The 22,753-nt window shown below is 71.5% G+C and carries 20 protein-coding genes and 2 pseudogenes; 7 read left to right on the top strand and 15 right to left on the bottom strand.

The window, feature by feature from the left end; translation table 11 throughout:
- The first annotated feature begins 194 nt into the window (after positions 1-194).
- A complete protein-coding gene (locus tag ACQEV8_RS38875) occupies positions 195-974 on the top strand; it encodes a restriction endonuclease (RefSeq protein WP_432970485.1) in 780 nt (259 codons plus the stop codon).
- A gap of 98 nt (positions 975-1,072) precedes the next feature.
- Here ACQEV8_RS38875 and ACQEV8_RS38870 read toward each other — a convergent pair whose 3' ends face one another.
- Entirely contained in the window at positions 1,073-1,993 is a 921-nt protein-coding gene (locus ACQEV8_RS38870) for an EamA family transporter (RefSeq protein ID WP_432970482.1), read from the bottom strand.
- 68 nt (positions 1,994-2,061) lie between these two features.
- Here ACQEV8_RS38870 and ACQEV8_RS38865 point away from each other — a divergent pair, with 68 nt between their 5' ends.
- Positions 2,062-2,916 carry a LysR family transcriptional regulator gene (locus tag ACQEV8_RS38865; RefSeq protein WP_432970479.1) on the top strand — a complete coding sequence of 285 codons (855 nt, stop codon included), beginning with the start codon at positions 2,062-2,064 and terminating at the stop codon, positions 2,914-2,916.
- Between the two features lie 197 nt (positions 2,917-3,113).
- Positions 3,114-3,935 (top strand): lipase family protein, encoded by an 822-nt coding sequence (locus ACQEV8_RS38860; protein ID WP_432970476.1) that lies wholly within the window; start codon positions 3,114-3,116, stop codon positions 3,933-3,935.
- A gap of 33 nt (positions 3,936-3,968) precedes the next feature.
- On the opposite strand, the pseudogene fabG reads toward ACQEV8_RS38860, so the two are convergent.
- From fabG to ACQEV8_RS38800, 12 genes and pseudogenes are all read right to left on the bottom strand, one after another.
- Positions 3,969-4,687, bottom strand: a pseudogene (gene fabG, locus ACQEV8_RS38855) (3-oxoacyl-ACP reductase FabG).
- 38 nt (positions 4,688-4,725) lie between these two features.
- A complete protein-coding gene (locus tag ACQEV8_RS38850) occupies positions 4,726-6,312 on the bottom strand; it encodes an MFS transporter (RefSeq protein ID WP_432970473.1) in 1,587 nt (528 codons plus the stop codon).
- Complete coding sequence (locus ACQEV8_RS38845) at positions 6,309-7,226, bottom strand: NAD-dependent epimerase/dehydratase family protein (protein WP_432970470.1); 918 nt, start codon at positions 7,224-7,226, stop codon at positions 6,309-6,311. Before ACQEV8_RS38845 ends, ACQEV8_RS38850 begins: the two co-directional genes overlap by 4 nt.
- A gap of 3 nt (positions 7,227-7,229) precedes the next feature.
- Complete coding sequence (locus tag ACQEV8_RS38840) at positions 7,230-7,760, bottom strand: hypothetical protein (protein ID WP_432970467.1); 531 nt, start codon at positions 7,758-7,760, stop codon at positions 7,230-7,232.
- Positions 7,757-9,418 (bottom strand): class I adenylate-forming enzyme family protein, encoded by a 1,662-nt coding sequence (locus tag ACQEV8_RS38835; RefSeq protein ID WP_432970464.1) that lies wholly within the window; start codon positions 9,416-9,418, stop codon positions 7,757-7,759. The genes ACQEV8_RS38840 and ACQEV8_RS38835 overlap by 4 nt, the downstream gene beginning before the upstream one ends.
- Complete coding sequence (locus tag ACQEV8_RS38830) at positions 9,357-10,286, bottom strand: hypothetical protein (protein ID WP_432970461.1); 930 nt, start codon at positions 10,284-10,286, stop codon at positions 9,357-9,359. Before ACQEV8_RS38830 ends, ACQEV8_RS38835 begins: the two co-directional genes overlap by 62 nt.
- Positions 10,283-11,611: a beta-ketoacyl-[acyl-carrier-protein] synthase family protein gene (locus ACQEV8_RS38825; RefSeq protein WP_432970458.1), complete on the bottom strand. Its 1,329-nt coding sequence runs from the start codon at positions 11,609-11,611 to the stop codon at positions 10,283-10,285. The genes ACQEV8_RS38830 and ACQEV8_RS38825 overlap by 4 nt, the downstream gene beginning before the upstream one ends.
- On the bottom strand, positions 11,601-11,891 hold the full coding sequence (locus ACQEV8_RS38820) for an acyl carrier protein (protein WP_432970455.1): 291 nt from the start codon (positions 11,889-11,891) through the stop codon (positions 11,601-11,603). The genes ACQEV8_RS38825 and ACQEV8_RS38820 overlap by 11 nt, the downstream gene beginning before the upstream one ends.
- Positions 11,888-12,163: an acyl carrier protein gene (locus ACQEV8_RS38815; RefSeq protein WP_031105264.1), complete on the bottom strand. Its 276-nt coding sequence runs from the start codon at positions 12,161-12,163 to the stop codon at positions 11,888-11,890. The genes ACQEV8_RS38820 and ACQEV8_RS38815 overlap by 4 nt, the downstream gene beginning before the upstream one ends.
- Before the next feature lie 97 nt (positions 12,164-12,260).
- Positions 12,261-13,673, bottom strand: a complete 1,413-nt coding sequence (locus ACQEV8_RS38810) for a class I adenylate-forming enzyme family protein (protein WP_432970450.1) — start codon at positions 13,671-13,673, stop codon at positions 12,261-12,263.
- A 6-nt stretch (positions 13,674-13,679) separates the two neighbouring features.
- Positions 13,680-14,915 carry a 3-dehydroquinate synthase II family protein gene (locus tag ACQEV8_RS38805; RefSeq protein ID WP_432970447.1) on the bottom strand — a complete coding sequence of 412 codons (1,236 nt, stop codon included), beginning with the start codon at positions 14,913-14,915 and terminating at the stop codon, positions 13,680-13,682.
- Positions 14,912-15,730: a 2-amino-3,7-dideoxy-D-threo-hept-6-ulosonate synthase gene (locus tag ACQEV8_RS38800; RefSeq protein ID WP_432970444.1), complete on the bottom strand. Its 819-nt coding sequence runs from the start codon at positions 15,728-15,730 to the stop codon at positions 14,912-14,914. The genes ACQEV8_RS38805 and ACQEV8_RS38800 overlap by 4 nt, the downstream gene beginning before the upstream one ends.
- 361 nt (positions 15,731-16,091) lie before the next feature.
- Between ACQEV8_RS38800 and ACQEV8_RS38795 the strand changes: the two genes are divergently transcribed.
- From ACQEV8_RS38795 to ACQEV8_RS38780, 4 genes are all read left to right on the top strand, one after another.
- Positions 16,092-17,423: an MFS transporter gene (locus ACQEV8_RS38795; protein WP_432970441.1), complete on the top strand. Its 1,332-nt coding sequence runs from the start codon at positions 16,092-16,094 to the stop codon at positions 17,421-17,423.
- Positions 17,424-17,663: 240 nt separating this feature from the next.
- Positions 17,664-19,181, top strand: coding sequence for a catalase (locus ACQEV8_RS38790; RefSeq protein ID WP_432970438.1), 1,518 nt, complete (start codon positions 17,664-17,666; stop codon positions 19,179-19,181).
- 193 nt (positions 19,182-19,374) lie between these two features.
- On the top strand, positions 19,375-20,238 hold the full coding sequence (locus tag ACQEV8_RS38785) for a hypothetical protein (protein ID WP_432970435.1): 864 nt from the start codon (positions 19,375-19,377) through the stop codon (positions 20,236-20,238).
- Between the two features lie 27 nt (positions 20,239-20,265).
- The gene (locus ACQEV8_RS38780; protein WP_432970432.1) at positions 20,266-20,475 is read left to right on the top strand and encodes a hypothetical protein; all 210 of its coding nucleotides are present in this window, start codon (positions 20,266-20,268) and stop codon (positions 20,473-20,475) included.
- A 9-nt stretch (positions 20,476-20,484) separates the two neighbouring features.
- Here the strand turns inward: ACQEV8_RS38780 and ACQEV8_RS38775 are convergent.
- Together ACQEV8_RS38775 and ACQEV8_RS38770 are read right to left on the bottom strand one after the other, a co-directional pair.
- A pseudogene (locus ACQEV8_RS38775) lies at positions 20,485-21,452 on the bottom strand (pyridoxal-phosphate dependent enzyme).
- A 53-nt stretch (positions 21,453-21,505) separates the two neighbouring features.
- Positions 21,506-22,675, bottom strand: a complete 1,170-nt coding sequence (locus tag ACQEV8_RS38770) for a DSD1 family PLP-dependent enzyme (protein WP_432970429.1) — start codon at positions 22,673-22,675, stop codon at positions 21,506-21,508.
- Between the last annotated feature and the right edge of the window lie 78 nt (positions 22,676-22,753).

Here is a 22,753-nt window from a genome sequence, read left to right as displayed (position 1 = left end):
CCCTCGGGGGACCGTGGTGGCCCGGTTCTTCACGCGGCCCCTTGCCCCAGGCCGCGACCTGCGCGAACGTACTCGCTGGCTTGGGGGGGGACCCTCGCGCGTGCCCGGAGGCTGAAGTTCCCGCGGGTGGCGGGCCCTGATCTTGGGCACACGGTGTAAATGATCTTCCCACCGGCCCCATCAGGGGGTATGCCGTGACCGCACCTGTGCGTCGTACACCACCTGCGAACCGTCGGCACGGGTTCGACCTTCGCTCGACCGCCCTGTTCTTCGTCCTTCTCGCTGTGGTCGTCACCGTCCTGGGCCTCACGGCTCGCATGGTGGCCGACGCTGTCGAGCGGCGTCCCGCCTGGGTGTTCGCCCTGGTCGCTGTAGGTGTCGCGGGCTTTGTGGGCCTGCGGCGCCGGGTGCATGTGGCAAGGGCGGCACGCCAGGCCGCAGCAGCGCTCGACGAAGCGGCGAGGGAGGCGGCAGACGAGCTGGAGACTCCCGCGATTCCCCCTCAGCGCCCGGCCGCTGAGGCCACCGCCGACTACGACACCCTGACGCCCGAGGAGTTCGAGGAGGCGATCGCCGCCCTCTGCGAACGCGACGGCTGCTCTGCCGTCGACGTCGCGGGGGGCGCCGGCGACCTGGGCGCCGACGTCGTGGCCGTGACCCCCGACGGGCACCGGGTCGTCATCCAGTGCAAGCACTACGGCGACACCCACTCGGTCGGCTCCCAGGATCTTCAGCGCTTCGGCGGCACGTGCTTCACCGTCCACGAGGCCGACATCGCCGTCCTGGTCACCACAAGCGACTTCACCACCCCGGCGCTGGAGTACGCCGACCAGTGCGGGATCGTATGCGTGGACCGGGAGACCCTCCGGTCATGGACGGACGGCACCGGCCCCCGGCCCTGGGAGGCCGCCGCCGTGGCAGGAGAGGCAGCGGGGTGGGGAACGGCAGGCGCCGAGACGCAAGGGCAGCGGTGAGGCCGAACTCCGCACCGGCGACCGGGGCCTGGGCCGACGTCCTCCGGCTCGCGGCCCGACCCACCACCCGGCGGTACTCGGCGAGCCACCGTTGCGGGTCAGGTGCGTGACGTGAGGATGCTGATCGCGTTGGCGGCCACGATGGCCGTGATGGCCGCCGCCTCGGCCCGGCCCAGGTTCTGGCCGAGGACGATCCAGCCGACCACGGCGGCCAGCACGGGGTTGACGCTCATGAAGAGCCCGAAGACCCGGGCCGGGACGCGGCGCAGGGTGAGGAGGTCCGCCAGGTACGGAACGGCCGAGGACAGGACGCCGGCCACGAGGGCACAGGCGACGGCCCCCGCGGTCGGCGGACGGTGAGCGACGAGGACGATGCCGACCGGCAGGAACATCAGGGCGGAGACTCCCGCCGCGGCGGCCGATCCCTGCACTCCGGGGACGCGTCGGCCTACGGTGCGGTTGAGCAGGATGTACGACGCCCAGCAGACGGCGGCCAGCAACCCGAGGCCCATGCCCAGGTAGTCGGTGGAGGGCTGCGGCCGCATCAGGGTGACGACGCCCGCCGCGGCGATCAGCGCGCAGCACGCGTCCACACGGCGGCGCGAGGCGGCGAGGGCGATGCTCAGGGGACCGAGGAATTCCAGGGTCACAGCGAGGCCGAGGCCGATGCGATCGATGGCGCTGTACAGGGACAGGTTCATCGTCCCGAACACCAGGGCCAGCAGCAGGACCGGCCACCACTGCTCCTTGGTGAAGGTACGCAGACGGGGGCGCCCGACGGCCATCAGGACGATCGCGGCGACGTACTGGCGTACGGCGACGACACCGATCGGCCCGAGGACGGGGAAGGCCAGGGAACCGATCGCGGCGCCGGTCTGATTGGACAGACCGCTGCCGAACATGGTGACCACACCGGCCAGGCGTTGTCCGCCGGGGTCCCGGGCGCCGAGGTCCGGGGCGGAGGACGTCACGAGGGTTCCCTGCGCGGGTGCCGGCGTCGGTGCGGAGGCTGCGTGCATGGCCCGATCCTGAGACGCCCCGGGGCTTGCGCAAAATGCATCCGTGGTTCCATCTATACGCTGGAGTCATGGATGTGGAGCTGCGGCAGTTGCGCTGTCTCGTCGCGATCGCCGACGAGGGCAGTTTCACCGACGCCGCCATCGCGCTCGGAGTCTCCCAGGCGGCCGTGTCCCGCACGCTGGCCTCACTCGAGCGCGCCCTCGGTGTACGGCTGTTGCGGCGGACCTCCCGTGAGGTGAGTCCGACCGGAACAGGACTGCGCGTGCTGGGGCATGCCCGGCGGGTGCTCGCCGAGGTGGACGATCTGGTCCAGGAGGCCACCTCGGGTCACACCACCCTGCGGGTCGGTTACGCCTGGTCGGCCGTGGGCCGCCACACGTTGGCCTTTCAGCGCCGCTGGGCCGAGATGCGCCCGGAGACGGAGCTGCGGCTCGTCCGCGTCAACTCCGCCACCGCCGGGCTCGCCGAGGGGGCCTGCGACCTGGCCGTGGTCCGCAGACCACTGGACGACCGCCGCTTCGACTCCGCCATCGTGGGCCTGGAACGGCGCCTCTGCGCGATGGCGTCCGACGACCCCTTGGCCCGGCGCCGCTCCGTGCGGCTCGCCGACATCGGCGGACGCACGCTGCTGATCGACCGGCGGACCGGCACCACCACGACACAGCTGTGGCCGGCGGACTCCCGTCCGGCGACCCAGGCCACCCACGACGTCGACGACTGGCTGACCTCGATCTCGCTGGGCCGCTGTGTGGGCATGACGGCCGAGTCGACCGCGCACCAGTACCCGCGCCCCGGCATCGTCTACCGGCCGGTGCGCGACGCGGAGCCGATCGCGGTGCGCCTCGCCTGGTGGCGGGACGAACCGCATCCCGCCGCCCAGGCCGCGCTCGAACTGCTCACGACGCTGTACGGCACGGGATGACGACCCGGCCGCACGTGCCGGGGGAGCGTCCCGGTTTGTGCCGACGGTGGCGTGCGGGTGACTCCGGGGCGCGCTGCCGCGGGTGCGGCCACCATCCGCGATAGGACGGGCTGACTCCCCCCTCCCCCGCCACCTCAGGGTGCCGTTTCCGCGGCCGGTTCAGCCGCCGTGTGCCGCACCCGGGAAAGGACCCGCTGGTGTCTGCGCCCCCCAGCATCGATCACTCCGTCACCCGATACAGCCTTCAGCACGCCTACTGGATGGCCAAGGCGTCCGACCTGGCTTACAAGGACCGGGCCACCATCGAGCAGCAGGCACGGCGGTGGGGTTTCAACCGGGTGCTCCATCACGAGACGCGGTTCACGCCGCCGTTTCCGCTGGAGGACACCCAGGCGTACAGGATGGCCAGTGACAGGATGATCATCATCGGTTTCCGCGGCACGGAACCGGTGCAGATCCGCGACTGGCTCACGGACGCCGTCACGCCGCCCGTACCGGGCCCGGCAGGCACCGGATACATCCAACACGGCTTCGGCGAGGCCCTGGAGTCGATCTTCCCCACGGTCCGGGACGGGCTCGCCGACCTGCGCGACCAGGAACAGTCGGTCTGGTTCACCGGCCACAGCCTGGGCGGGGCACTCGCCATGCTGGCGGGCTGCCGGATGTACCTCGAGGAGCCGCAGCTGCGGGCCGACGGCGTCTACACCTTCGGCCAGCCGCGTACCTGCGACCGGCTGCTCGCCAAGGCCTGCGACAAGGGCTTCAAGGACCGGCTCTACCGGTTCGTCAACAACAACGACATCGTCCCGCAGATGCCCCCGGAGCCGGCCTTCATCCACGTCGAGGCCCTGCGGTACATCGACTCCCACGGCAAGGTGCACACCACGCTGCCCTTGGTCACCGGCTTCGTCGACCGTGTCGGCGGCATGACCGCCGACGCCTTCGCCCCGGCGAGCGACGGAGTGCGCGACCACTTCATGAACAATTACGTCACCGCCCTCGAACGCAACCTGGCCTGAAGCACGGGGACGCACCGGACACCGGTCCCGCCCTCAGTGCCCCAGCCCGGCACCTCCGTCGACCGGGACGACGGCGCCGCGCACATACCCGGCACCGGCCAGGAACGCCACCGCGTCGGCGACCTCCTCGGGGCGGGCGAGGCGTCCTGCCGGGGTCCGGCTCAGCAGATGCTCGCGCTGCCGGTCGGTGAGGGCGCGGCTCATGTCCGACTCGGTGAGGCCGGGCGCCACCACGTTGCAGGTGATGTCCCTGGGGCCGAGTTCGTGGGTCAGCGACCGTGCGAATCCGACCAGCCCGGCTTTCGCCGCCGCGTAGTTGGTCTGTCCGGGGGCGCCGTGCAGCGCCGCCGTGGAGGAGACCAGCACGATACGGCCGTGGCCCTCGCGGAGCATCCCGCGCACGGCTCGCCGGGCGACCCGGAAGGCCCCGTGAGGTTGGTGTCGATGACGGAGGTGAAGTCGGCGTCGCTCATCCGCACCAGCAGACGGTCGTTGGCGGCGCCCGCGCCCGCGACCAGGACGGTGACCGGGCCGTGGGCCGCCTCGGCCTCCGTGAAGGCCCGGTCCACCTGTTGGCTGTCCGTCACATCGCACCGTACGGCGAGGAAGCCCTCGGAGGCGGGCGGCTCCGCGGCTCTGAAGGTCACCGCCACCCGGTCTCCCGCCGCAGCGAAGCGGCGGGCTATGGCCAGCCCGATCCCCCTGTTTCCCCCGGTGACGAAGACCGAACGGGTCGTTGCCTGCGCCGGCATGGTCTCCCTCTCCTGTTCTGCTCCCGTGCTGTGGTCACTCACGTGGATTCCACCGGTTCGTCCCGTGCCCCTCGTTCCGGGGCGTTCCGCGGTCGCGGTGCCGGTGTACGCAGCCCCGCGACGGCTACCGCGCATCCGACGAGGGCCAGTGCGGCGACGGCGAGGGTGGCGGCGTACATCGCGTCGAGGAAGGCCCGGTCCGCCGTGGCCGCCAGTTCGGGCAGGCGCAGTGAAGCGGCCAGTGAGCGGGCCGCCTCGGCGGAGGCACGAGCTTGCTCCTCGGCGGCCGGGGACAACCCCTGTGCGGCGCCGGGCAGTTCGGCGTCCGCCATCCGCTCCCGGTACACGCCGGAGAGGATCGAACCGGCCAGCGCCACTCCGAGCGTTCCGCCGACCTGCCGGGTGACGCTGTTGACTGCCGAGCCGGCGCCCGCGAGATGCGGTGGCACCCCGCTCATCATCGCGGCCGTGACCGGCGTTCCGACCAGGCCCATCCCGAATCCCTGGATCCACAGCAGCGCGACGACGACCCCGACCGGGGTCCGCCCGTCGAGCCAGGCGTAGGCGACGTAGGTGACCGCCGTGGCCAGGACACCGGCGGCGACCGTCCACCTCGCCGACAGCAGCCTGCTCAGGCCGGGGGACGCCTGGCTGCCCAGGACGATGCCGACCGCGGCGGCGATCATGACGGTGCCGGCCTCGGCGGGAGACAGCCCACGGGGCCCCTGGAGATAGAAGGCCGCGTAGAACAGGTGCCCGGCCAGAGCCATGAACGCGATCAGCAGCACCACGCTCCCGGCCGTGAACCCGGGCTGCCGGAAGAGCCGCAGATCCAGGCTGGGCGCCGGGGACTTGCGCTGACCGGCCACGAAAGCGGAGAGCAGGGCGCCGCCCAGGGTCAGCGGGAGGAGGACGTGCGGCCCGTACCAGACCTGTCCGTCACCGGCTTCGATGATCCCGTAGACCACGCCGCCGAGGCCGAGCACCGACAGGGCGAGGCCCGGGAGGTCGAGCGGTCTGCGCCGGGGACCCTTCAACTCGGGTACGACGGCGGCGACTCCGGCCAGGCACAGGGCGACGATCGGCACATTGACCAGGAACACCGATCCCCACCAGAAGTTGCTGAGCAGCGCCCCGCCCGCCACCGGGCCGACGGCCACGCCCAGCCCGCTGGAGGAGCTCCAGATCGCGATCGCCCGGGTACGTTTGGCCTCCGGGGTGCTCTGCACGATGACCGACAGGGTCGCCGGCATCAGCAGCGCGCTGCCCGCGCCCATGAACGCGCGCGCCACGACCAGCCATGCCGGGCTCCCCGCGAACGCGCCGGCGGCGGATGCCGTGCCGAACAGCGCGAGTCCGGCGAGGAGGGTGGCCCGGGGGCCGAACCGGTCGGCCAGCGCGCCGCCCGCGAAGAGACCGCCGGCGAAGACCAGGGTGTAGGCGCTCGCCACCCACTCCAGTTCGGCGGGCGTCGCGCCCAGGCCCTCGGCCGGATCGGCCAGGGTGGTGACGGCGACGTTGAGGATCGAGGTGTCCAGCCAGATCAGCATCTGGGCGCAGACGACGACCAGGAGGACGGCCCCCGGCCGGGACGGGACGGCCGCCGGCTCGCCGGACCCGGTCATCGCGCCCCCAGCCCGTCGCGCCAGCTCGGCCGCAGCGGTTTCCAGCCCAGCGTCGTACGCGCCCGGTCGTTGGACGCGCCCCGCGCCGCGGTGAGCTGATGGGCCGTGAACCAGCCGAGCAGCCGGGGCGCCATCGCCGCCGGAACCGTGCGCGGGGCGGGGGCGCCCAGCGCGCGGGCGTAGCGCGGCAGCCACTCGGCGGCCGGGGCCGGTTCGTCGTCCGTGATGTGGAGGGCCCCGGTGGTCTTTGACTCGACGGCCGCCACGGCCGCTCCCACGGCGTCCTCCACGTGCAGGAACGAGGTGATCCCCGACCCGCCTTCGGGCAGCGGGAGCTTCCCCGCCAGCACGCGCTGCCCTGTGCCGCCGGTGCGGGCGTACGCGGTGCCGGGGCCGTACAGGGTGCCGTACCTGAGGACCAGGCCGCTCAGGCCCTCGGCGCTCGACACCAGCCGTTCCAGATCGGCGACGGCCCGTACGGTGGCGGCCCAGCCGGGGTCCGGGGCGTCCAGGTACAGCGGTGCGTCCTCGTCGAGGACCGGATCCCCTGCCGGGGCCGCGGCGAAGGCGATGGACTGCGCGACCAGCCGCCGCGCACCGGCCGCCCGGGCCGCCTCGATCAGGTGGGTGGTGCCCTCGGTGCGCAGCCGCGCGGTCTGTGCGAAGGCGCCCGCGGGATCCTCGCGCAGCAGCCGCAGTGCCGTCATCTGGTGCACGACCACGTCGGGCCGGGCGGCCGAGACCGCCGGCAGCAGGGACGCGCGGTCGAGGGCGTCGGCGGTTACGGCCTCGTCCGCGTCCGGGGCCCTGGAGGCGTCCCGTACCAATGCGCTCACATGATGCCCGCGCGCCCGCAGTGCGCCCACCAGCGGCTGTCCGACCAATCCGGAGGCACCGGCGACAAGTACCCGCACCGCTCAGCCCTCCGTACCCGGGGCGACCCGCATCAGCAGGCGGCACGCCTTGTCGCCGTCGCGCAGACAGCTCTCGGCCCGGTTCTCGGTCAGGGTCACGCCGAGCCCCTCGGACCAGCCCGCGTGGATGTCGGTGCAGGGGCACCGGTAGCCCTCCAGCGAACCGGCCATCCGCACCATGGTGATGGCGAAGTTCCGCCGCAGCGTGAGGACGATCGTGTCGTCGCTCTCCACTTCGGTGGAGGCGTTGCGCAGTTCGGGAGGGAACATGCGGTCACCGCACTCGTCGTAGCGGCGGCGCAGTTCCTCCAGGTCCTTGCCGGTGTCGCCGCTGTCGGGCAGCGGGCCCGACCGGCGGGCGACGCGCTGCCCGACGTGCACGGCCACCTTGCGCATCGCCTCCGCGTTGATCTCGTTGGCGGTCTCCTGCCCGAAGCGCCCGGCCACCCCCTGGTACCAGTGGGCGTCGTGCTGCCACCACAGCCGGTACGCGTCCACCGTCTGCGCGCGGTGGTTCGTTTCGTCGTCCCTCACTCTTGCCCCCTGGCGGCGAACCGGTCGCGCATCACGCGTTTGAGTACCTTGCCCGTGGCGCCCTTGGGCACCTCGTCGGGTTCCGTCCGCAGGGCCCGGGCCACCAGCGGGAACCCGGCGGCCGCCAGGACCGCGTTGACCCGCTCGGTCCACGCCTCGCCCTCACCGGCCCGGGCGTCGTCGTCCGCGAGTTGGAGCAGCGCGTACGCCTCGGCCTCTCCCTCGCCGTCCCAGTCCGCCCGCACGCCCTCGGGGGCCACCCCGACGACCGTGCAGTCGGCCAGTTCGGGCAGTTCCCGCAGGAGCAGTTCCTCGGTCCGGGTGCTGAACAGGATTCCGTCGGGGGTCCGGATCGCGTCCGGCGCCCGGTCGAGGTGGTAGAAGTTGCCGTCCTCGTCCTGGTGGGCGAGGTCCCCGGTGAGCCAGTAGCCGCCCAGCCGCAGCCGGTTCCAGGTCAGCGAGTCGTTCCAGTAACCGGGCGTGAGTGTCGGCGACTTCAGGCCGAGGCGGCCGATCCGCCCCGGCGGCAGCGGGGTGCCGTCCTCGGCGAGCACGGCGGCTTCGGCGAAGCTGATCGGCTTGCCGACGCAGCGCGAGTAGGCCGAGGTGTCCTTGGTGTGCCGGTTGTGGAAGACGGAGTAGCCCGCTTCGGACGAGCCGAGCCCGTCCACGAAGACGGAGCCCTCGACCCGGGTACGCCGCAGATCGCGCCCGATCCTCTCGTGGCTGCCGTACCGCACCAGGGCCCGGATGTGCGCCTCGTGCGCCGCGTCCCCGGTGTTGAACCACACCTGGACGCTGTCGAGGTGGCGCCTCGTCAGGTCTTGTGCGGCCATCTCGCCGAAGGTCCCGGCGAAGGCCAGCACCGTGGTCGGCCGGTACTCCTCGATGGCGTCCAGCACATCGGTACCGCGCCGGCTGGAGAGCAGTTTGATGTCGGTGCGGAGCAACAGGCAGTACAGCAGGGTCGCCACCATGGCGTTGTGCGCGCCCGGCAGCCCGACCAGGGTGCGCTCCATGTCGGTCCCGGTGGAGTAGCGCAGCCGGTGCAGCTGCGCGTACATCAGCGTCCTGTGGGTGTGCGGAACCCCCTTGGGCATGCCTGTGGTTCCCGACGAGTGCGAGATGAGCACCGGGTCGGTGGGGTCGTGCCGGTACGGGTACGACGGCGGCAGGGCCGTGCGGTCCCCGGGCCGGATGCCGGCGGCGGTGACGCAGAACCCGAGCCCCGATCCCGACAGCAGCGCATGGTGCTCCGGGTCCGTGAAGGCGCCCACCGCGCCCTGTCCCCGCACGTACTGCCGGGCGGTCTCCGGGGCCAGGTCGCCGTTGACGAACGAGGGAATCGCGCCGAGGGACGTCAGCGCCAGGAAGTTCACCGCGAACTCGGTGCTGGAGTGGGAGTGCACGGCGACCGGGTCGCGGGGCCGCACTCCTCGGGCCGCGTACCAGCCCGCGTAGGTCTCGGCGGCCTCGGTCAGCTGCCCGAGCGTCAGCATCCGCGGACGGCTGCCGTCCGGGGCCTGCCAGCCGCCGTCCGTGCGCAGCACCGGCTCGTCGAGCGGGCGGCCGTACGCCGTCAGGCGCTCCAGGACGTTACCTGCGCCCAGTTCGGTGTCGGAGCAGATCCGGGCGCGCTCCTGCCTGCTGATGAGCATGGGTCTCCGTCTCCTTCCTTGCCTCGGAGTCGGCCGTGAGGACGAACGCGGGCGTCTGCGGCCGGGTCACCAGGAGGTGGCCGCCGCCGTCCCGCGCCAGCCGCCGGTGGCCGGCGGCCAGATCGAAGAGGCCCTGGATGCTTCCGGGGCAGGCGCCGGTCCCGGTGTCACGGCCGTGTGTCTCGTCCGCCCGGACCGTGACGGGAGCCCCGGCGCCGGGACGGGCGAGCAGCAGCGCTGCCGCCCTGCCGGCGTTCGCGGGGAGGTCCGCCAACGGGTGGTCGCCGACGGCCAGTTCCTGGTACACGGCGGCGGCCCGCTCGCCGCCGCCCAGCTCCACGCCCAGCACCAGCACCCGGTCCAGTTCCGGGTCCTCCAGCAGGAGATCCGCCATGGCCAGCAGTTCGGTCAGCGCGTCGTCGAGGGTGGAGAGGCTGAACATCTGCCCGGTGATCCCGAACTCCCGGCTCATGTGGCCCAGTACGGAGTTGGGGGTGGCCTGCATGAACAGCAGCGGGTTGTGGACCCGCCCGGCGACCATACGGCGGCTGGCCAGATCGGCGGTGGTCGTGTCGCCCATCAGGCCGGCCAGCGCCACGGCGGTCCGGGAGCCTTCCTCACTCTCGGCTTCTCCCCCACTCTCGGCTTCGCTCGCGCGGGGGGACCCCCATGAGCGGGAGGTGCCCCCATCGGTCCGTTCGGCCAGGCAGCGCCCGGCGACCTCGTACGCCAGCGGGCTGAACGCCGACTCCACGAAGCCGGGCAGCCTCGGCAGCGCGATGTCGTCCGGGTGCCCGGTGCCGTGGGTCGCGGTGGCGCTCGCCAGGATGCCGAGGGGAGAGCGCGGTACGGGCTTGTCCGTCGTCACGGCCGCTCCAGTACGAGTGCGGTGTTGGCGCCCCCGAAGGCGGCGTTGATGGTGAGGGCCCGGCGTGGGTCGGCCCGGCGCGGCCGGTTCGGCACGTAGTCGAGGTCGCATTCCGGGTCGGGCAGGGTGAATCCGGCGGTCGGCGGCAGCACACCGTCCGTCAACGTCAGCATCGTGATGACGAACTCCACGATGCCCGCCGCCTCCAGGAGGTGCCCGGTGGTGCTCTTGGTCGAGCTCACCGGGATCGACCCGGCCCGCTCCCCGAGGGCGGCTCGCAGCCCCCGGGTCTCGGCGCCGTCGTTGTAGCGGGTGCCGGTGCCGTGGGCGTTGACGTAGCCGAGGGCCGCTCCGTCCGGGTCGCCGGCCAGCCGCAGCGCCTGCCGTGCGGCCTGCGCCAGGCCGGCCCCCTCCGGATGCGGCTGGGCGATGTGGTGGGCGTCCGTCGCCGCGCCCCAGCCCGGCACGGACGCCAGCGGCCGGGCACCACGCCGCCGGGCGTGCTCGGCGGACTCCAGTACGACGGCCGCGACTCCGTCGCCGAGCAGCAGCCCGCTGCGGTCGGCGCTGAACGGGCGCACCATGCCGTCGCGGGAGAGCGCCCGGCCGGAGTCGAACTTGCCGAAGGTCTCCTCCTCCACGAGGTACCCGCCCGCGCAGACCGCCACGTCGATCCGGCCGGAGGAGATCAGCCGGCAGGCGTGGATGATCGCGGCGGAGGAGGCGACACAGGCGTTGGTGAAAGTGAGCCGGGGCCCGGTCAGCCCGAGGTGCCCGGCCAGCAACTCGGCGAGCCGGGCGGGAACGGCGTCGGCGAACCGCGCCGCACCCACGTCCGGCTCGGCATCAGGCCCACCCCGGGACAGCTCCCCCGCCTTCGGGGCTACGCCCTCGTCGGCAGCATCGTTCGGGACAGCGTCCTCGTTCCGGCCCGCGCCCTCACCGGCGACGCCGTTCGGAACGACGCCCCGGCGCCCCGATACGGACGTCGCTTCCCCCGTCCGCCTCCGCCAGTACCGCGTGACGCTCATGTGGTCGCCCGCGACCCCGAGCAGGGTCGCCGCCTCCGTGCCCGGGCCGAGGCCGGCCATGTCGAAAGCTTCCTCGCCGCAGCGGGCGAGTGCGTGACGCAGCGCCCAGTCCTCGACCGCGTCGGGTCCGTCGGGGGCGGCCGCAGCCATGGGCGTGCGGTACGGGCTGGTGTCGAACCGCGTGGTGGGGCGGAAGGCGGGGATCCCCGCGAAGACCCCGCGCCGCAGGGCGTCGGCGCCCGTGCCGAACGCGGTGCGTAGGCCGAAGCCGGTGATCGTCACGTCACCGCTCATCCCGGCCTCCCTCTTCCACCCGGCCGGTCTGCGCCGCGCGCAGATATCCGGTGAGCCGCCGCAGCGAGGTCAGCCCGGCGATGTCCTCGTCGGTGGGCTCGACGACCAGGCCGTAGCGCTCCTCGACCACATGGAGCAGCCACACCAGCCCGAGGGAGTCCAGGACCAGTTCGGCGTCCTCGCCGAGGTCGTCGGGCAGCCCGGGGAAGACCTTGCGGTCCGACAGCAACTGGCGGACGGTGTCAGTGGTGATGGGGGACGTCGAGGCTTCCGTGCTCATGCCCGCGCACCGCGTCGGACGACCTCGGCGACGAGTCCGCCGAGGGTGAGGGAGGCCAGCGGCTCGATGTCGGTGTCCGGGATCTCCACGCCGAACCGGGACTCCAGCCGCATCGTGAGCTCGATCAGGCTGAGTGAGTCGACGTCCAGCCCGCCGACGGTCACCGGGCTGTCGTCGGTGATGCCCTCACGGCTGGTCAGGATGTTCATCTCGTCGATCACCGCGGTCAGGACGAACTCGCGGATCTCTTCTTCCAGGGTCGATGTGCTCATGGTCGGAGAACTCCAGTGAGAAGTACCGGTGGGGAATCAGGGCAATCGGGGAGATCGGGGCAATCATGGGGAAGGTGTCCGGGCGGGCCGGGCCGGCCTACGACGCAGCGCTCGCCGCCGCCTGCAACGCCGCCGCCTGGCGCAGCAGCTTCCCGTTGGACGTACGCGGCAGGGTCTCCAGCAGCCGGATCACCCGCGGCAGCTTGTAGTCGGCCAGCCGCTCCCGGCACCACCGCAGCAGTTCCTCGGCGGAAGGTGACTCGGCGCCGGCGGCCACCGCGACATACGCCTCGGTCACGCCCTCGTGGACCAGGACCGCCTGCTCGACCGCCGGGTGCTCGCGGAGCACCTGCTCGACCTCGGTCAGATCCACCTTCAGACCGCCGATCACGACGAGCGAGTCGGCCCGGCCGTGCACGCTGACCGCCCCGGTGTCGTCCACGGTGGCCCGGTCCCGGGTGTGCAGCCAGCCGTCCGCGTACTGCGTACCGCCCGAGTCGAAGAGATACGGCGACTCGGCCAGCGCCACGTCCAGTTCGCCCCGGTACTGGCGTACGACCACGCCCGGCGCGGCCCGGCCGACCGAGGGCCGCAGCGCGCCGGCGACGTCGATGGCGACGATGCCGGTCTCGGTGGTGCCGTAGGCCTCGCCGACCGGGACGCCGTACCGTTCGGCGAACCGCGCCGCGACCGGCGGTGGCATCAGCTCGCCGCCCGACACCGCGATCCGCAGCTCGGGCAGGGCGGGCGGATCGAGGGCGGCCGCGAGCAGTTCGAAGTGCGCCGGCACTCCGAACAGGGCGGTGACCCGGTGGTCCACCGCGGTCCGCAGGATGTCGCGGGCGGAGACACGGGGCGCGAACACCACGGAGACACCGGCCGCCAGCGAGTACAGCAGTCCGCCGATCAGGCCGAAGCTGTGCGCCGTCGAACTGAGCAGCAGCAGCCGGTCGCCCTCTCCCGGCATGCGGGGAACCGCGGCGAACGCGTCCACCTCGGCGGCGAGCGACCGGACGGTCCTGCCGATCACCTTCGGCCGTCCCGTGGAGCCCGAGCTGAACTGCACCAGCCGGTGCCCGGTGGCGGCCGGCCGGCCGGGCCTGCGGCACTCGGTGGTGACCTCGTACTCGGGCCGGAAGCCGAAGGTCGCCCGGACGTTGGACCCGGCGCCGACGAGGAACTGCGGCCGGCAGACCGCGCAGAGGGCCTCCACCTCGGCCGGTTTGAGCCGGAAGTCGAAGAGCAGCACCTGGGCGCCGAGCCGCCACAGCGCGAGCAGCACCTCCACTTGGGTGAAGCTGGGCGGTGTCCGCAGGCCCACGGTGCTGTCCGGGCCGATGCCGTATCCGGCGAACACAGCGGCCTGTTTGACCACCCGCTCACGTAACTCCGCTCGGTTCAGCGTTTCCTGTCGGTGTATCAGGAACGGCAGGTCGTCGTCGTGCGCGTCGAACAGACGCTGGACCAGGGAGCCCATCGAGTCGGCCGGGTCTGTCGCGAGTTCGCGCATGAGGCCTCAGACCTCCTTGCAGAACTCGCCGATGGGCAGGCCGACATGGCGCTTGTCCGTGGCCAGGTAGCCGAGCAGTTCGTCACCGGTGCGCAGTTCGGTGACGTTGAGGACCTTACCGCCCGGGCCGAGCACCCGTACGTGCCAGTCGTCCTGCACGGTCAGGCTGACCAGCCGTCCGTCCTCGGCGTGGGTGCGGATCTCCAGCAGCGGCCGGGACTCCAGCTTGGCGCGGCCGACGACGACCCGCCGGGTTCGGCCGTCGGCTCCGACCGCCAGCAGGACGCTGCCGGAGCCCACCTCGCTCAGGTAGTTGGTGCGGTTGTCCGGTCCGAGGGTGTACGAGTGCAGGGCCCCGGCGTTGACCCGGAACGGCCGGGTCGGCATGTACGGCAGCGGGTGGGTCTCGCTGCAGCACAGGACGAAGCCGGAGGAGTACGAGCCGACGAGGATGCCCTCGTCCTCCTCGAAGTGCGAGCAGGTGTCCACGCAGACCCGGTCGCCGAGCCCGACGTGCCGGATGCTCTCCACGGTCAGCGTGGACAGCTCCAGCTGGGGTGTGGTGGCCTGCAGCAGCCGTGCCAGTGCGAACACCTCGTCGGCGCTGCGGGGCGCGTACAGGATGCCGTCCGAGCCGCGCTCCAGCACGTCGAAGACGATCGCCGCCTCCTCCAGGCCGTCGACGACGGTCACCAGCTTGCCGTCCGCGGACTCGGCGGCGGCCAGCACGATCTCCAGCGGGATCTTGGTCGGGTCGGCGAAGTGGATGACGGTGTACGGCAGTTTCATGGCACCGGCGCACGACAGCTGAAGTGTGCGGTCGTCCCGTACGTCGACGATGCCGGCGGCGGGTGTGCCCCCGGCGGCGCGGTTGCCGGCGGCGAGGGCGTCCAGCTCGTCCTCGGTGCCGAACCTCCGCAGCAGGACGTCGATTCCGGGGCCGGGCGCAGAGCTTCCGGACTCGGACGGGAACCCGGCGTCTGCGGTGCCCTTCGCCTCCTTGGCGCCGGGAGCCTTCCCGGCCGTGCCCGTCCCCTTCCCTTCTTTGTCACCGGGCTTCTTCGTGGCGGCCGGGCTCTGGCCCTCGGGCGCGAGCACCCGGGTGACGGTGGGGGGCAGGGTCTCGAGCAGCTCGGCATCGGCGGCCACCACTCCGCCCATCCGGGCGTGGACGGCCGCGTCGACCACCGCCTGGAGCTGCCGGCCGGGGACTTCCCGCAGATCGATCCATGCGAACCTCATGCGACTCCTGCCACGAACGTCGAGGGACTAGTCATGCTCATGTCATGCGAAACGCCGTCGCCGCCGTGCACGACCGCGGCGAGACGCGCCACCAGGGAGGCGGGCGAGGGGGCCGAGAAGATCCGCCGACCGACGGCCAGTCCCCGGCAGCCGGTGGCCATCACGGCGGTGCCGTACTCGACGAGGTCGGAGCCGTCCGGCGGCCCCCCTGCCGCGAGGACGGGAATGGGGCTGCCCGCCACCACCTCCGCCATCCGCTCGAGCGGCAGGGCGACGGAGGTCTTCACCATGTCCGCGCCCAGGTCCGCGGCGACGTTGGCCAGGTGGGCCAGGAGGGCGGGATCGCGCGGGTCCTCGATCCGGGGGCCGCGAGGGTAGACCATCGCGATCAGCGGCATGCCCCATGCGTCGCAGGAACGGGCCACCGCCCCCAGGTCGGAGAGTTGCCGCGCTTCGGTGTCCGAGCCGATGTTCACATGGACGCTGACCGCGTCCGCTCCGAGCCGCAGGGCCTCCTCGACATCGGCGACCAGCACCTTGGCGTGGACGTCGGCGGAACAGGCGGTACTGGCGCTCAAGTGCACCACCAGGGCGCAGTTCTTGAGGATGTCCGGCGCGAAGGCACGGGCGCGTCCCTTGTGGACGATGACCCCGTCGGCCCCGCCGTCCACCAGCGCCCGGAGCAGGTCGTCCCACTTGCCGGCGGGGACGATGGGGCCGTCCGAAACGCTGTGATCGAGAGGAACGAGCAGATGCCGGCCGTCACCCGCCGGCGAAAGTCTCCTCAAGCGTAATAACTTGCCGGATTTCAGCATGGGTAATACGCCTCCCCAGCCGGTGGCCGCATTAAAGTCCGAAAAACGATGGTCGTAGAACTTTCAAGTTGCGCCGCTGTGAGCATTTCCCGTGCGGCCACCGGTTGGCAAGGTGTGATCACCGGTCAATATTTATGCAGAACTTGGCATGAATATTGACAGCAATGCGACAGGTGCAGCGGGATTGACGACCGCAGGTAGGTGCTGTTCGTGGAGGCTCGGGCGCTTTGTTGCGGATTCCACGTGTAAACGGCCGACAATTATTCCGCCACCCCTCCGGTCTCGTTCGACAATTCGGACGACCGGATTTCCCTGACGCTTCCTTGTCGAATTCGAATTTCCGGGCCTAGGGTGACTTCCCATGCCCGAATCACTGTCCAAGACGACAGAGAAAGCCACCGCGAGGACCGAGGCCCCGCGAGTCGCCGTCGCGAGCCTGGTCGGCACCACGATCGAGTACTACGACTTCGCCGTGTACGGCACGGCCTCCGCACTCGTCCTCGGCCCCGCCTTCTTCCCCTCCGGCAACCCCGCCGTCTCCTCACTCGCCGCGTTCCTCACCTTCGCCGCGGCGTTTCTGTCCCGGCCCCTCGGCGTCGTCCTGTTCGGGACGATCGGTGACCGGCTCGGCCGAAGACAGGCCCTGGTCTCCTCCCTCTTACTGATGGGCGTGGCCACGGTCGGCGTCGGGCTGCTGCCCACGTACGAGACCGCCGGACTCCTCGCTCCCGTCCTGCTGGTGACACTCCGTCTGCTCCAGGGTCTCAGCATGGGCGGCGAGTGGGGCGGGGCGGTGCTGCTCGCCGCCGAGCACGCACCGCCCGGCCGCCGCGCGCTGTACGCGTCCGTCCCGCAGGCCGGCCCCTCACTCGGCTTCCTGCTGTCCAGCGCCGTCATCCTGCCCACGCTCCACATCGCGGGCCGGGACGGCTTCACCGACTGGGCCTGGCGCGTCCCGTTCCTGCTCAGCACCGCGCTCGTCCTGATCGGCCTGTGGGTCCGCACGACGGTCTCCGAGTCACCCGTATTCCGCGACGCGGCGCATCGCACAGCGCAGGTGGGGGTCCCGGCACCGGAGTCCCGCTTCCCGCTGGCCACCCTCCTCAAGCGGTACCCCGGCCGGCTGCTGCTCGGCACCGGCGCGGCGATCGGCGGTTCGGCCGTCTACTACCTGACGATCGTCTACAGCCTCTCGTACGGCCCGAAAGAACTGGGCATCCCTCAGAACACGATGCTGACCGCCGCGAGCATCGGTGCCGCGGCCGGCATCGCCATCACCCTCCCGGTCGCCAGGCTCTCCGACCGGATCGGCCGCCGCCCGGTGATGCTGACCGGAGCCGTCGGTTGCGTGCTGTGGGCCGTACCCATGTACGCCTCCCTGAGCTCGCGTGACGCCTGGCTGATCACCGGCGCCTACACGGTCGGACTCATGCTGCTCGCACTCATGTTCTCCCCGGTGGCGGCGTTCCTCCCCGAGCTGTTCCCCGCCCGGCTGCGCTACAGCGGAGCCTCCGCGGCCTTCATCCTCGCCAACACCCTCGGCGGCGGCTTCGCCCCGCTGGTCGCCACCTGGCTGAACAGCCGCTGGGATTCCCCGCTCGTCCTGGGCTTCTACACCGGCGGCCTCTGTCTGCTGAGCCTGCTGTGCCTGCTGGCCCTCCCGGAGACTCGCGACCAGGAGTTCGACACCTGACATCCGGGATCCGCACCCATCCGGGCGAGAAGGTGTCCGCAAGAGAGGGCTTCTTCGGCCTCGTCGGGCAAACCGGTCAGCGGCAAGGCAGACATGGCTCCAGAAAGATCAACGCATTGGTCGCGAAAGCGATGTTTGTGGCGGCCGATGAAGGTCACCTGGCCTGGACGGGGCCGACAGGCTCCGGGCGCGGGCAGCGTGCCTGGTTCGCCGCTGCTCCGTACGACGAAAGGCAGACTCATGACGGAGACCTCACCTGTCACCACGACCGATTCCGGCGCCCCGGTCGAGAGCGACGAGCATTCGCTCACCGTGGGACCCGCCGGTCCGATCCTGCTTCAGGACGCCTATCTGATCGAGCAGATGGCGCAGTTCAACCGGGAGCGGATCCCCGAGCGTCAGCCGCACGCCAAGGGGAGCGGCGCGTTCGGTCACTTCGAGGTGACCCACGACGTGAGCGCCTACACGAAGGCGGCCGTCTTCCAGCCAGGCACACGCACCGACCTGGTCACCCGCTTCTCGACCGTCGCGGGTGAGCGCGGCAGCCCGGACACCTGGCGCGACCCGCGCGGCTTCGCGGTGAAGTTCTACACCAGCGAAGGCAACTACGACATGGTCGGCAACAACACGCCGGTGTTCTTCGTGAAGGACCCGATGAAGTTCCAGCACTTCATCCGCTCCCAGAAACGCCGTGCCGACAACAACCTGCGCGACCACGACATGCAGTGGGACTTCTGGACGCTCTCCCCCGAGTCCGCCCACCAGGTCACCTGGCTGATGGGCGACCGCGGCATCCCGCGGACCTGGCGCCACATGAACGGCTACACCTCCCACACCTACATGTGGATCAACGCCGCCGGCGAGCGTTTCTGGGTCAAGTACCACTTCAAGACCGACCAGGGCATCGAGTACTTCACCCAGCACGAGGCCGACCAGATGGCCGCCGCCGACACGGACTACCACACCCGCGATCTGTTCGAGCACATCCGCGACGGCGACTTCCCCAGCTGGACCCTGCACGTGCAGGTGATGCCGTACGAGGAGGCCGCGGGCTACCGCTTCAACCCCTTCGACCTCACCAAGGTGTGGCCGCACGGCGACTACCCGCTGATCCCGGTCGGGCGTATGACGCTCGACCGCAACCCGACGGACAACCACGCGGAGATCGAGCAGGCGGCCTTCCAGCCCAACAACCTCGTCCCCGGCATCGGCCCCAGCCCGGACCGGATGCTGCTGGCCCGTCTGTTCTCCTACGCGGACGCGCACCGCCACCGGATCGGCGGCAACTACCAGCAGCTTCCGGTGAACGCCCCCGTCGTGGACGTCCACACCTACTCCAAGGACGGGGCGATGGCGTACCGGAAGACCACCGACCCGGTGTACGCCCCCAACTCCAAGGGCGGCCCCTCGGCCAACACCGCACGCTACTCCCCGCCCAGCTGGGAAGCCGACGGCTCCATCACCCGCGCGGCCTACGTCAGCCATCCCGAGGACGACGACTGGGGCCAGCCGCGCACCATGGTGCGCGAGGTCCTGGACGACGCCGCGCGCGACCGTCTGGTCGACAACGTCGTCGGTCATCTCCTCAACGGCGTCTCAGAACCCGTCCTCAAGCGGGCCTTCGAGTACTGGTCGAACATCGACGAGACCATCGGCGAGCGCATCGCTCAGGGAGTGCGCGCCAAGGTGGGCGAGAAGGATCCGAAGGCCGCCGAGCAGGGCAATCCCGCACGGCGCGACATGCAGTCCAAAGCCTGAGCCTGACGGATCGGGTCCTCATGGGTGGGCTTCCGCGTCCCGGCATCGCCGACGCGGAAGCCCACCGCCCTGTGCGCAGCCGACCGACCGAGATGCGCTGATCGCGCACCGATCGAGATGCCCTGACCGCGCATCGATCCACATAATGGATGAAAATGGTCAAAATATACGCCAAAAGCGCGGAGGCGTGGCGATGCGCGGCAACGCCGAGAACGACGAGGGCTCCGTCGAGGAGTACGACGAGCACGATGAGGAACTCGACGCCGAGGGCAGTGACGAGTACGCCGGTCCCGAGGCATTCGACGAGGAGGACGCGGCCGCTGTGAGCCCCGACGTCTTCCTCGACGTTCCGATCCTGAAGGTCGACGAGATCGACCTGGACGTCGAGGACCTGCGGGCGCATGTCTCGCTGCAGGCCGAGGTGCTGGATCTGCTCAAACTGAACGTGGGCGCCGACGTCACCCTCGGCCAGGTACACCTGGGCATCTCGGGCGTCGAGGCCCAGGCCCAGCTCAAAGTGCGACTCCACAACGTCGCAAAGATCATCGATCGAGTCCTCACCACGCTCGACCGCAACCCGGAGCTGCTGCACGAGCTGGCGCGTGGAATCGGGTCCGCCGTCCAGGACGTCGGCGGCGGAGCCCGTCAGGCCGTGGGAGAGGTGGGCACGGGTGCCGGGAGGGCCGCCCAGGAGGTCGGCCGGGGTGCCGGAACCGCCGTCCGGGACGTGGGCCAGGGCGCCGGAGCGGCCGTACAGGACGTGGGGCAGGAAGCCGGAGCCGCTGCCCGGGACGTGGCCGCCGGGGCAGGGAGCGCGGTGGAGGACGTCGGCCAGGAGGCGAGCCGGACCGTCGGAAGCGCCGGCGAGGTGGTGGGCGGCACCGCGGAAGGGGCCGAGCCGGCTGATTCGGCCGAGCGGGGCCGGGCCGGCCGGGGCCAAGCCGGCACCCGCACGCGCCGGGGACGCGGAGACGACGGGAAGCTGCCGCCCAGGACCAGTCGCCGTCAAGCCGCCAGGAAGCCTGCGGAGCCTGAGGAGTCTGCTGAGCCGCCCTGAAACCGAGGCGCGGGGGCCGGGAGCCCGGTGGAGGACATCTCGTTCCGGTCGACGGTCCACGCCGAACGGCTCCGCTTCACTCGGGAGCCCCAAACAGCTGTCCGCTTCCCCGGCACCGGGAAGCGGGAGTCGACGAGCCACAGCGACCGCACCCACCTGTCGGACCCGGTCGCTCCCGGTCAGGAGTACCAGGACGTCACCGTCGCGTACCACCTCGCGACCCGGCTCACCAGGTAGTCGGCTCTGTCAGCCGTTGATGATGTCGGTGAATCGCTGGGTGTCGATGTTTCCTCCGGAGGCGATGACGCCGATCCGCCGGGGGCGGCGGCCGACGTGTCCGGCGAGGAGGGCGGCCAGGGCGGTCGCGCCGCTGGGTTCGAGGACGATCTTGAGTCGTTCGAAGGCGAAGCGCATGGCGTCGCGGATCTCGTCGTCGCTGACGAGCGCGATGCCGTCCACGAGGTGCCGGTTGACGGCGAACGTGATCTCGCCGGGGGTCGGGAGAGCCTGTCCGTCGGCGAGGGTCCGGGGCACGGGGATGGTGACGCGCTCGCCGGCTTCCAGGGAGCGCTTGGTGTCGTCGCCGGTGTCGGGCTCGACGCCGACGACGTGGATACCGGGGTGGAGCGTCTTTGCTGTGATGGCGCTTCCGGCCATGAGGCCGCCACCTCCGACGGGCGCGACGAGAGCGTCCAGTCCCCCTGTCTCCTCGAGAAGTTCGAGGGCCGCGGTGCCCTGGCCGGCGATGACGTGCGGGTGGTCGTAGGGAGGGATGAGCGCGAGGCCGCGCTCGGCGGCGAGTGCCTCGCCGAGCGCGGTGCGGTCCTGGGTGTAGCGGTCGTAGGTGACGACTTCAGCGCCGTAGCCGATGGTTGCCTCCCGCTTGGAGCGCGGGGTGTCCTCGGGCATCAGGATGACGGCGCTGGTGCCGAGTTCCCGGGCGGCCAGTGCGGTGGCCTGGGCATGGTTGCCGGAGGAGTATGCGGCGATGCCCTTGGCCAGTCGGCCGGGGGCAGCTGTGCGGCGGCGTTGTAGGCACCGCGGAACTTGAACGCGCCGATGCGCTGGAAGTTCTCGCACTTGATGAACACCTCCGCGCCGACCAGGGAGTCGAGAGTCCGGGAGGTGAGCACGGGGGTGCGGTGGGCGATGCCGTCGAGGCGTGCGGCGGCGGCGCGGACGTCGTCGAAGGTCACGGGCAGGGCAGTGGTCATGGGGTGTCCTTGAGCGGGTCGGGGCGGCCGGGTGAGAGTGGTCCTGCCGCTGGTCACCAGCCGGTGACGCGCTCCCAGTCGGCCTGGATGGCGGGCGCGGCGTCCGAGGTCAGGGCGCTGTCGATGACGTGGTAGCCGCGGAACTGGGCCGCGGTCGCGCACGCGTGGTTTGGCAGGACGCGCAGCCGGGTGCCGATGGGCAGGTCGGGCAGGTCGGCGCCGTCGCGGGTGGTGAGGGTGCCGTGCTCCTGGCTCGCGGCACTCATGACCAGGTTCGGGATCAGGTTTCCGGCCAGGTCGAGGACCAGGCCGTAGCCCTGGTCCTGGGCCTGGCCGGCGGTGCCGCGGTCCCGGGACATGGCCATCCACCCGCCGTCGGTGACGATCCGGCCGTGTTCGGGACGGTGGCCGATGACGGTCACGGCCACCGAAAGGGCGAGGTCCTCCACTCGACAGACGCCCAGACCGGCCATGACCAGGTCGAAGAACACGTAGTTGCCGGCACGGAGTTCGGTGACGCCGGTGAGATCCTCCGCCGCGTGGGCGGTCGGCGTGGAGCCGACGCTGACCGTGCGGACGGGCAGCCCGGCGGCGCGCAGCCGCTCCGCCGCCGTGACCGCGGTGTCGCGTTCGTTCCTGGCCGCCAGGCGCTGTTCCTCGGGGGTGCGGGCGAAGTAGGACTCGCCCGCGTGGGTCAGAACACCGTCGAGGCATCCGGCCTCGTGCAGGACGCGGCCGATGCCGATGAGTCCGGGGGCGTCGGGTTCGAGGCCGCCGCGGTGGCCGTCGCAGTCGATCTCGATCTGCGCCGGGACGGCGAGGCCCGCTTCTCTGGCGGCGTGGGCGACGGAGGCGGCCTGTTCGCTGCTGTCGAGCAGCACACGTACGGTGACGCCGCGGCGCAGGAGGGCGACGACGCGGGGCAACTTGTGCGGGTCGATGCCGACGGCGTACGTGATGTCGGTGTAGCCGCCGTCGGCGAACGCCTCGGCTTCGGCGAGGGTGGAGACCGTGACCGGACACGGCGGGCCATCGTGCATCAGGGCAGCGATGTCGAGGCTCTTGGCCGTCTTCATGTGCGGCCGCAGGGCGACTCCGAGCCGCTCGGCCCGCTTCGCCAGTCGCTCGATGTTGCCCAGGGTCTTGTGCACGTCGACGACGGCGAAGGGAGTGCCGGGGTCGGCCAGCGTTGTCACGGGGTCCGGGGGCGGGGTGATGTTCACAGGGTCACGTCCAACTTCTCGCGAGGAGGGCCGGTCCCAGGCAGAGGCCCTGCGGACGACCCCGGAACTGGCGAAGAG

Source organism: Streptomyces sp. CA-179760 (genome assembly GCF_050937045.1).
GTDB lineage: Bacteria > Actinomycetota > Actinomycetes > Streptomycetales > Streptomycetaceae > Streptomyces.
Note: the sequence above shows the minus strand (reverse complement) of the source record. Positions and strands in the feature narration are given on the sequence as shown.

Excerpts from the sequence above, each read along its gene's own strand:
- ACQEV8_RS38870 (WP_432970482.1), bottom strand. The coding sequence starts at position 1,993 with ATGCACGCAGCCTCCGCACCGACGCCGGCACCCGCGCAGGGAACCCTC.
- ACQEV8_RS38865 (WP_432970479.1), top strand. The coding sequence starts at position 2,062 with ATGGATGTGGAGCTGCGGCAGTTGCGCTGTCTCGTCGCGATCGCCGAC.
- ACQEV8_RS38850 (WP_432970473.1), bottom strand. The coding sequence starts at position 6,312 with ATGACCGGGTCCGGCGAGCCGGCGGCCGTCCCGTCCCGGCCGGGGGCC.
- ACQEV8_RS38835 (WP_432970464.1), bottom strand. The coding sequence starts at position 9,418 with ATGCTCATCAGCAGGCAGGAGCGCGCCCGGATCTGCTCCGACACCGAA.
- ACQEV8_RS38825 (WP_432970458.1), bottom strand. The coding sequence starts at position 11,611 with ATGAGCGGTGACGTGACGATCACCGGCTTCGGCCTACGCACCGCGTTC.
- ACQEV8_RS38820 (WP_432970455.1), bottom strand. The coding sequence starts at position 11,891 with ATGAGCACGGAAGCCTCGACGTCCCCCATCACCACTGACACCGTCCGC.
- ACQEV8_RS38815 (WP_031105264.1), bottom strand. The coding sequence starts at position 12,163 with ATGAGCACATCGACCCTGGAAGAAGAGATCCGCGAGTTCGTCCTGACC.
- ACQEV8_RS38810 (WP_432970450.1), bottom strand. The coding sequence starts at position 13,673 with ATGCGCGAACTCGCGACAGACCCGGCCGACTCGATGGGCTCCCTGGTC.
- ACQEV8_RS38805 (WP_432970447.1), bottom strand. The coding sequence starts at position 14,915 with ATGAGGTTCGCATGGATCGATCTGCGGGAAGTCCCCGGCCGGCAGCTC.
- ACQEV8_RS38800 (WP_432970444.1), bottom strand. The coding sequence starts at position 15,730 with ATGCTGAAATCCGGCAAGTTATTACGCTTGAGGAGACTTTCGCCGGCG.
- ACQEV8_RS38795 (WP_432970441.1), top strand. The coding sequence starts at position 16,092 with ATGCCCGAATCACTGTCCAAGACGACAGAGAAAGCCACCGCGAGGACC.
- ACQEV8_RS38790 (WP_432970438.1), top strand. The coding sequence starts at position 17,664 with ATGACGGAGACCTCACCTGTCACCACGACCGATTCCGGCGCCCCGGTC.
- ACQEV8_RS38785 (WP_432970435.1), top strand. The coding sequence starts at position 19,375 with ATGCGCGGCAACGCCGAGAACGACGAGGGCTCCGTCGAGGAGTACGAC.